This window comes from Diaphorobacter limosus (genome assembly GCF_033100095.1).
GTDB lineage: Bacteria > Pseudomonadota > Gammaproteobacteria > Burkholderiales > Burkholderiaceae_C > Alicycliphilus > Alicycliphilus limosus.
Window position 1 is genome coordinate 3,051,585 of record NZ_CP136921.1, and the last position, 8,416, is coordinate 3,060,000.

At 67.0% G+C, this 8,416-nt stretch carries 6 protein-coding genes (1 of these 6 running past the window's edge); all 6 read left to right on the forward strand.

The genetic code is table 11. The annotated features are described in order from the left end of the window. The first annotated feature begins 3 nt into the window (after positions 1 to 3). Positions 4 to 1,497, forward strand: coding sequence for a Trk system potassium transporter TrkA (trkA, locus tag P4826_RS14605; RefSeq protein WP_317701111.1), 1,494 nt, complete (start codon positions 4 to 6; stop codon positions 1,495 to 1,497). Between the two features lie 10 nt (positions 1,498 to 1,507). Further along, on the forward strand, positions 1,508 to 2,974 hold the full coding sequence (locus P4826_RS14610; RefSeq protein ID WP_317701112.1) for a TrkH family potassium uptake protein: 1,467 nt from the start codon (positions 1,508 to 1,510) through the stop codon (positions 2,972 to 2,974). 67 nt (positions 2,975 to 3,041) lie between these two features. Then, a complete protein-coding gene (gene gshA / locus P4826_RS14615; protein WP_317701113.1) occupies positions 3,042 to 4,337 on the forward strand; it encodes a glutamate--cysteine ligase in 1,296 nt (431 codons plus the stop codon). 117 nt (positions 4,338 to 4,454) lie between these two features. Continuing rightward, on the forward strand, positions 4,455 to 6,323 hold the full coding sequence (locus tag P4826_RS14620) for a potassium transporter Kup (protein WP_317701114.1): 1,869 nt from the start codon (positions 4,455 to 4,457) through the stop codon (positions 6,321 to 6,323). A 103-nt stretch (positions 6,324 to 6,426) separates the two neighbouring features. Next, positions 6,427 to 7,611 (forward strand): benzoate/H(+) symporter BenE family transporter, encoded by a 1,185-nt coding sequence (locus tag P4826_RS14625; protein WP_317701115.1) that lies wholly within the window; start codon positions 6,427 to 6,429, stop codon positions 7,609 to 7,611. A 27-nt stretch (positions 7,612 to 7,638) separates the two neighbouring features. Further along, a protein-coding gene (gene gshB / locus P4826_RS14630) for a glutathione synthase (protein WP_317701116.1) crosses the window boundary here: on the forward strand, positions 7,639 to 8,416 show its 5' portion. It continues 176 nt past the right edge of the window; only the first 778 of its 954 coding nucleotides appear in the window; its start codon is at positions 7,639 to 7,641; its stop codon lies beyond the right edge, outside the window.

Genomic DNA, 8,416 nt, shown 5'->3' on the forward strand with positions numbered 1-8,416 from the left:
AACATGAAAATCATCATCCTCGGCGCCGGCCGCGTGGGTCAGAGTGCGGCGGCCAGTCTGGTGTCGGAGCACAACGACATCACCGTCATCGACACCGACGCGGCGCGCCTGCGCGAGCTGGAGTCGCGCCTGGACTTGCGCGGTGTGGTGGGCAGCGGCATAGACCCCAAGGTGCTGGCCGAGGCCGGCGCGCGCGATACCGACCTGTTGATTGCCTGCGCCGCGCAGGACGAGACCAACCTGGTCTGCGCCAAGGTGGCGCAGATGCAGTTCAACGTGCCGCAATGCGTGGCGCGCGTGCGCACCAGTGGCTTCGAGGACGGCAGCGCGCTGCTCTCGCGCGAGGGTTTCGCGGTAGACCACATTCTGTGCCCCGAAAATTCCTTGGTGAACTACATCGCCAAGCTGGTGGAGTACCCCGGCGCACTGCAGGTGCGCGAGTTCGCCGGCGGGCGTGCCTGCCTGGTGTCGGCGCGCGCGCGTGCCGGCGCGCCGGCGGTGGGGCTGGAAATCAGGCACCTGCGCGAGCAGATGCCCGAGGTGGCGGTGCGCATCGTCGCCATCTACCGGCGCTTTCCCGACGAGCCCGACCGCTTCGTGCCCTGCGACGGCACCACGCGCATCGAGCCGGGCGACGAGGTGTTCGCGCTGGCGGGGATGCAGCGCGTGCGCCAGGTGCTGGCCGCTCTGCGCCTGCGTGCGGGCCAGCCGCCGCGCGTGGTCAAGCGCATCATGATGGCCGGCGGCGGCGTGGTCAGCGAGCGCCTGGCACGTGCCCTGGCGGCCGAGCAGGGGCGCTTTCATATCAAGATCGTCGAGCCGGGCCAGGAGCGCAGCGTGGCGCTGGCTTCCAGCCTGCCCGAACAGGTGCTGGTGCTGCAGGGCGAGACCTCGGACGAGGAGCTGCTGGCCGAGGAGGGCATCGAGGAGGTGGACTTCTTCCTGGCCCTGTCGGACGACGACGAGAACAACATCATGTCCTGCCTGCTGGCCAAGCGCATGGGCGCGCGCCGCGTGCTGGCGCTGATCCACCGCCAGGCCTATGCCGAGCTGATGCACGGCACGCAGATCGACATTGCGCTGTCGCCGGCCCAGGCCATGCTGGGCGAGCTGCTGGCCTACACGCGCCGTGGCGACGTGCAGGCCGTGCACAGCCTGCGCCGCGGCGTGGCCGAGGCGCTGGAGATCGTGGCGCGCGGCGACAGGAAGAGCTCGCGCGTGGTCGGCCGGCGCGTGGAAGAGCTGCCGCTGCCGCCCCAGGTGCACATGGGCCTGATCGTGCGCGGCCTGCCCGATGCCGACGCGCCGCCACCGGCCGATGGCGAGGGTGAGGGCGAGGGCGAGGCACCACCGGCCGCGCCGGCGGAGCCCGAGGTGATCATTCCGCGCAGCCATACGGTCATCGAGAGCAACGACCATGTGGTGTTCTTTCTGCCGAACAAGCGCCTGGTGCGCGAGGTGGAAAAGCTGTTCCGCGTGAGCGCCACGTTCTTTTGAGCCCTCGGCCATGCGTGACCTGTTCCCCGTTCTGCGTGTGCTGGGCATGCTGATGTGCATGTTTGCGCTGGCCATGGCGCTGCCCGGCGCCGTGTCGTGGTGGCAGCAGGAGAGCGTGTGGCGCGTCTACCCGCTGTCCATGGCCGTGACCATGGGCGCGGGCCTGCTGCTCTGGTGGCTGCTGCGCCACCACCGCCAGGAGCTGCAGCCGCGCCATGGCGTGATCCTGGTGACGCTGGTGTGGGTGCTGCTGCCGCTGGCGGCCAGCCTGCCGCTGTGGCTGGCCATGGCGCAGGTGGCGCGGCCGATCAGCTTCACGCATGCCTATTTCGAGGCCGTCTCGGGCCTGACCACCACCGGCTCCACGGTGCTGTCGGGGCTGGATGCGCTGCCGCTGTCGGTCAATATCTGGCGCACCTTTTTGCAGTGGATGGGCGGCATGGGCATCCTGATCCTGGCCGTGGCCGTGCTGCCGCTGCTGGGCGTGGGCGGCAGCCAGCTGTTCAAGGCCGAGGCCGCCGGCCCCATCAAGGACACCAAGCTGACCCCGCGCATGACCGAGACGGCCAAGGGGCTGTGGGGTGTGTATGCGGGGTTTTCGGTGCTGTGCGCCATCGCCTTCTGGGCGGCGGGCATGTCACCCATGGATGCGCTGATGCATATGTTCACCACCGTCAGCCTGGGCGGGCTGTCCTCGCACGACAGCAGCTTTGCCTTCTTTGACTCGCCCCTGCTGGAGGCCGTGGCGGTGTTCTTCATGCTGGTGGCCAGCTGCAACTTTGCGCTGTACTTCGTGGCGCTGCGCAAGGGGCATTGGCAGTCGTTCTGGCGCGACCCCGAGGTGCGCGCCACGCTGGTGGCGCTGGTCGGCGGCGGCCTGCTGGTGGCGCTGCTGCTCTGGGCCAAGGGGATGTACGGGCCGTTGACGGCGCTGCGCCACGGCATGTTCCATGTGGTGTCGGTGGCCACCACCACCGGCTATGCCACGGTGGACTACCTGGCCTGGCCGGTGTTCGCGCCGGTGTTCATGCTGCTCTTGTCGGGCGTGGCCACCAGCGCCGGATCGACCGGCGGCGGCATCAAGATGGTGCGCATGCTGATCCTGGTGCAGCAGGCGCGGCGCGAGCTCACGCGCCTGGTGCACCCGCGCGCCGTGCAGCCGGTGCTGCTGGGCGGCAGGGTGGTGGACAGCCGCATGATCTTCTCGGTGATGGCCTTCATGCTGGTCTACGGCGCCACGGTGATCGTGCTGAGCATGGTGCTGCTGCTGACCGATCTGGATGCGGTGACGGCGTTTTCGGCCGTGCTGGCCAGCGTGCACTGCACCGGGCCGGGGCTGGGCATGATTGGGCCCAGCTCCAACTACGCGCAGCTGACCGACTTCCAGGTCTGGGTCTGCACGCTGGGCATGCTGCTCGGGCGGCTGGAGATTCTGAGCTTCATGGCGCTGCTGTCCCCCGCGTTCTGGCGTCGTTGAACTACGTATGCGCCCGCCTGGGGCGCGTCCCTACAATGCTGCGCTTGACTGCATTACATGGGGTTATATGGTTCCGCACCTTGTTACCGCACTCACGGGCCCGATCAACGAGCTGGAGCAGCGCATTCTCGACTCCATGCCGGCCATCGAGCGCTGGTTTCGCCTGGAGTGGATGGAGCACACGCCGCCGTTCTACACCTCGGTGGACATCCGCAACGCCGGCTTCAAGCTGGCGCCGGTGGATACCAACCTGTTTCCCGGCGGCTGGAACAATCTGACCAACGAGATGCTGCCGCTGGCGGTGCAGGCGGCCATGGCGGCCATCGAGAAGATCTGCCCCGAGGCGCGCAACCTGCTCATCATCCCGGAGAACCATTCGCGCAACACCTTCTACCTGGCCAACGTTGCTCAGCTGATGCGCATCTTCAACATGGCGGGGCTGAACGTGCGCGTGGGCTCGATCAGCGCTGACATCAAGAAGAGCACCACCATCAACCTGCCGCATGGCGAGTCGGTGACGCTGGAGCCGGTGATACGCAACAAGCGCCGCCTGGGGCTGAAGAACTTCGACCCCTGCACCATCTTGCTGAACAACGACCTGTCGGCCGGTGCGCCGGGCATCCTCGAAGAGCTGTACGAGCAATACCTGTTGCCGCCGCTGCACGCGGGCTGGAGCGTGCGCAGAAAGAGTCACCACTTCAAGAGCTACGAGGAGGTGACCAAGCGCTTTGGCAAGATGCTGGGCATAGACCCCTGGCTCATCAACCCGCTGTTCGGTCATTGCGAGGGCGTGGACTTCAATGAGGGCACCGGCCTGGACGGCCTGCGCGCCACGGTGGATGCGGTGCTGGCCAAGGTGCGGCGCAAGTACAAGGAATACGGCATCAAGGAAAAGCCCTTCGTCGTGGTGAAGCCCGACAACGGCACCTATGGCATGGGCATCATGACGGTGCACGACGCCAAGGAGCTGGACGATCTGAGCCGCAAGACGCGCAACAAGATGGCCGTGATCAAGGACGGCCAGGTGGTGCATGACGTGATCGTGCAGGAGGGCGTGCTGACGCAGGAGCGCGTGCACGAGGCCGTCGCCGAGCCCGTGGTCTACATGATGGATCGCTATGTGGTCGGGGGCTTTTATCGCATCAATTCCGAGCGCGGCGTGGACGAGAACCTGAACGCCCCCGGCGCCAGCTTTGTGCCGCTGGCCTTCGAGCACAGCACCCATCTGCCGCAGCCCGGTGCGCGCCCGGGTGTCAGCGCGCCGAACCGCTTCTACATGTACGGCGTGATCGCACGCCTGGCCATGCTGGCGGCCAGCTACGAGCTGGAGGCCACCGACCCGGAGGCCGAGGTCTACGACTGAGCCCGGTTCAGCGCCCGTGGCAGCCCTGCCACGGGCTTGGTGCGCGGCGCCTGCGGCGGGCGCACAATCAGCATCCCTTCCTACCAGGAACCCCGGCCGCGCGCCGGGAGACAGTCCGTGCAAAACTCGAAATCCTCGCTCGCGGGTCTGACCGTGGGCGCCATCGGCGTGGTCTTCGGCGACATCGGCACCAGCGTGCTCTACACCGTCAAGGAGGTGTTCGCCACCGGCCATGTGCAGTTCACCCATGACAACGTGTATGGCGTGCTGTCGCTGATCTTCTGGACGCTCACCATCATCGTCTCCGTCAAATATGTGGTGCTGGTGCTGCGCGCCGACAACAACGGCGAGGGCGGCCTGGTGGCCATGCTCACGCTGGCGTCGCGCGCCGTGGCGGATCGGCCCCGGCTGCGCCACTGGATGCTGCTGGTGGGCATTTTTGGCACCTGCCTGTTCTATGGCGACGGTGTCATCACCCCCGCGATCACGGTGCTGGGCGCCATGGAGGGGCTGGAGGTGATGTCGCCCGAGCTGACCAAGTACGTCATCCCGCTGACGCTGCTGGTGTTGTTTCTGCTGTTTTTGTTCCAGAAGCAGGGCACGGCCGGCATAGGCAAGTTCTTCGGCCCGGTGATGCTGCTGTGGTTTGCCACCATCGCGGCGCTGGGGCTGCTGCACATCGCCCGGCACCCGGAGATTCTGTGGGCCGTCTCGCCGCATTACGCCTGGGTGTTCGCGCTGCACAACCCGGGCATCACCTTCATCATCCTGGGCGCGGTGGTGCTGTGCGTCACCGGCGGCGAGGCGCTGTACGCCGACATGGGGCATTTTGGCAAGCGCCCGATTCGCCTGGCCTGGTTCTCCATCGCCATGCCGGCGCTGGTGTTGAACTACTTTGGCCAGGGCGCGCTGCTGCTGGCCGAGCCCGAGGCGGTGAAGAACCCGTTCTTCAACCTGGCGCCCGAATGGGCCACGCTGCCGCTGGTCTGCCTGGCCACGGCGGCGGCGGTGATCGCCTCGCAGGCGCTGATCTCGGGCGCTTTCAGCGTCACCAAGCAGGTGATACAGCTCGGGTTTCTGCCGCGCCTGCAGATCCAGCACACCAGCGTGCATGACAAGGGGCAGATCTACATGCCCTTTGTCAACTGGGGGCTGTTCGTGCTGATCGTGCTGGCGGTGGGCATGTTCCGCAGCTCGGGCAACCTGGCGGCGGCCTACGGCATTGCGGTGACCACCGACATGCTGATCACCACCGTGCTCACCTTCTTCGTCGTGCGCTATGCCTGGAAGCTGCCGCTGTTGCTGTGCATAGGGGCGTCGGGCCTGTTCTTCACGGTGGACATCCTGTTCTGGTCGTCGAATCTGCTCAAGCTGATCCACGGCGGCTGGTTCCCGCTGGTGATCGCCGGGGCGGTGTTCCTGCTGATGGTGACCTGGCGCGACGGCCGCGCGCTGCTGACCCAGGCGCTGCAGGACCAGGCGCTGGATCTGAAGGATTTTCTGTCGGCGCTGTTCATTGCCCCGCCCACGCGCGTCGAGGGCGCGGCGGTGTTCCTTACCTCGCGCGACGGCATCGTGCCCAATGCCCTGCTGCACAACCTCAAGCACAACAAGGTGCTGCACGGGCAAAACCTGTTCGTCACCGTGCAGAACCACGAGGTGCCCTGGATAGGCATGGAAAAGCGGCTGGAGGCCGAGGCGCTGGGCAATGACTGCTGGCGCGTGATCGTCAATTACGGCTTCAAGAACGACTACGACCTGCCCAAGGCGCTGTCCCTGCTGCGGGAGCAGGGCGTGGATCTGAACCCGATGACGACCAGCTACTTCCTCTCGCGCGACATCGTCACGCCCACGCTGGGTGTGGGCATGGCGCTGTGGCGTGAAAAGCTGTTTGCCCAGATGCACCACAGCGCCAGCGCGGCGGCGGAGTTCCTGAATCTGCCCAACAACGCGGTGGTGGAGCTGGGCTCCAAGGTGGAGATTTGAAGTGTTTTTGGCCGTTTGCACATGCTGGTAAAGCGCAAACAGCTATCAAATATATAGTGAATGCCGCTGCGCGATACCGGCGGCGCTGCCACAATCCGTCGCCATGCAGTTCTTCAAAGACCTGAGCCTGTCGGCAGCCACCGCGGGCTTTGTGGCCGTGCTGGTGGGTTTCACCAGCTCGGTGGCCATCGTGTTCCAGGCGGCCCAGGCGTTTGGCGCCACGCCGGGGCAGATCACCTCGTGGATGTGGGCCCTGGGCTTAGGCATGGGCCTGTGCTCGCTGGTGCCCTCGCTCATCCTGCGCCAGCCGGTGATGGTGGCCTGGTCCACGCCGGGCGCTGCGGTGCTGGCCACGGCCGGGCTGGCGGGGGGCTTTTCGATGGGCGAGGCCATAGGCGCCTTCATGGTCTGCGCGCTGTTGATCACGCTGGCGGGGGTGACCGGCTGGTTCGAGCGTGTGATGAACCGCATTCCCATGGAAATCGCCTCGGCCCTGCTGGCGGGCGTGCTGGCGCGCTTTGGCATGCAGGCCTTTGCGGCGCTGCAGACGGCGCTGCCGCTGGTGCTGGTCATGCTGGCCGCCTACCTGCTGGCGCGTCGCCTGCTGCCGCGCTACGCGGTGGTGCTCACGCTGGCCGTGGGCATCGCCTGGGCCGCGGTCGATGGGCAGATGCGCTGGTCCGAGGTGCATTTCGCGCTGGCCGTTCCCGTCTTTACCGCGCCCAGCTTCAGCCTGCAGGCGCTGATGAGCCTGGCCCTGCCGCTGTTCATCGTCACCATGGCATCGCAAAACCTGCCCGGCGTGGCCGTGATGCGCGCCACGGGCTACCAGCTGCCGGTCTCGCGGCTGATCAGCATGACGGGCCTTGCCACGCTGCTGCTGGCGCCCTTTGGCGCGTTTGCGCTGAACTTCAGCGCCATCACCGCCGCCATCTGCATGGGGCCCGAGGCGCACCCGGATCCGGCACGGCGCTACACCGCCGCGGCCTCCTGCGGGCTGCTGTACATCGCCGTCGGCATCTTCGGCGCAGTGGTCACGGGGCTGCTGACAGCCTTCCCTGCGGAGCTGGTGGTGGCCATTGCCGGGCTGGCGCTGCTGGGCGCCATCGGCGGTGGCCTGGCATCGGCGCTGGCCGATGAGGGCCACCGCGAGGCCGCCCTCATCACCTTCCTGGTCACCCTCAGCGGCGTGAGCCTAGCCGGCATAGGCTCGGCATTCTGGGGCGTGGTCGCCGGCAGCGCGGCGCTGTTTGTGCAACAGTATGGGCGCCGCGGCGCGCACCATTGACGCCGGCCGCTGAAGCCACAGCCTGCCATGAACCTCCTCTTCATCGCCGACCCCGTCGAGCATTTCAAGATCTACAAGGACACCACCTTCGCCATGATGCGTGAGGCCCAGCGGCGCGGCCATGCGCTGGCCGTGAGCGAGCCGCGCCACATGCACTGGCAGCGCGGCGGCAGGGTGGTGGCGCGCGTGCGCGACATCACGCTCACCGGCCATGCGCAGGACTGGTTCATTGCCGGCGAGCCACGCGAAGTGGCGCTGGCCGAGTACGACGCCGTGCTCATGCGCAAGGATCCGCCCTTCGACAGCGAGTATTTCTACGCCACCCACCTGCTGGAGCAGGCCGAGCGCGAGGGCGCCCGCGTGTTCAATAAGCCCCGGGCGCTGCGCGACCACCCGGAGAAGCTGGCCATTCTGGAGTTCCCGCAATTCATCGGCCCCACGCTGGTGACGCGCGACGCGCAGGACATTCGGCGCTTTCACGCCGAGCATGGAGACATCATCCTCAAGCCCCTGGACGGGATGGGCGGCATGGGCATCTTCCGCGTCGGGCCCGATGGCATGAACCTGGGCAGCATCATCGAGACCCTGAACCGGGACGGCAGCCAGAGCGTCATGGTGCAAAAGTTTCTGCCCGAGATCACCGAAGGGGACAAGCGTGTGCTCGTCATCGGCGGAAAGCCCGTGCCGTACTGCCTGGCACGTATTCCGCAGGGCACCGAGGTGCGCGGCAACCTGGCCGCAGGTGGGCTGGGCGTGGCGCGCGCGCTCTCGGTACGCGATCGCGAGATCGGCGAGGCCCTGGGCC

Coding starts and splice junctions, on each gene's coding strand:
- trkA (WP_317701111.1), top strand. CDS start 4: ATGAAAATCATCATCCTCGGCGCCGGCCGCGTGGGTCAGAGTGCGGCG.
- P4826_RS14610 (WP_317701112.1), top strand. CDS start 1,508: ATGCGTGACCTGTTCCCCGTTCTGCGTGTGCTGGGCATGCTGATGTGC.
- gshA (WP_317701113.1), top strand. CDS start 3,042: ATGGTTCCGCACCTTGTTACCGCACTCACGGGCCCGATCAACGAGCTG.
- P4826_RS14625 (WP_317701115.1), top strand. CDS start 6,427: ATGCAGTTCTTCAAAGACCTGAGCCTGTCGGCAGCCACCGCGGGCTTT.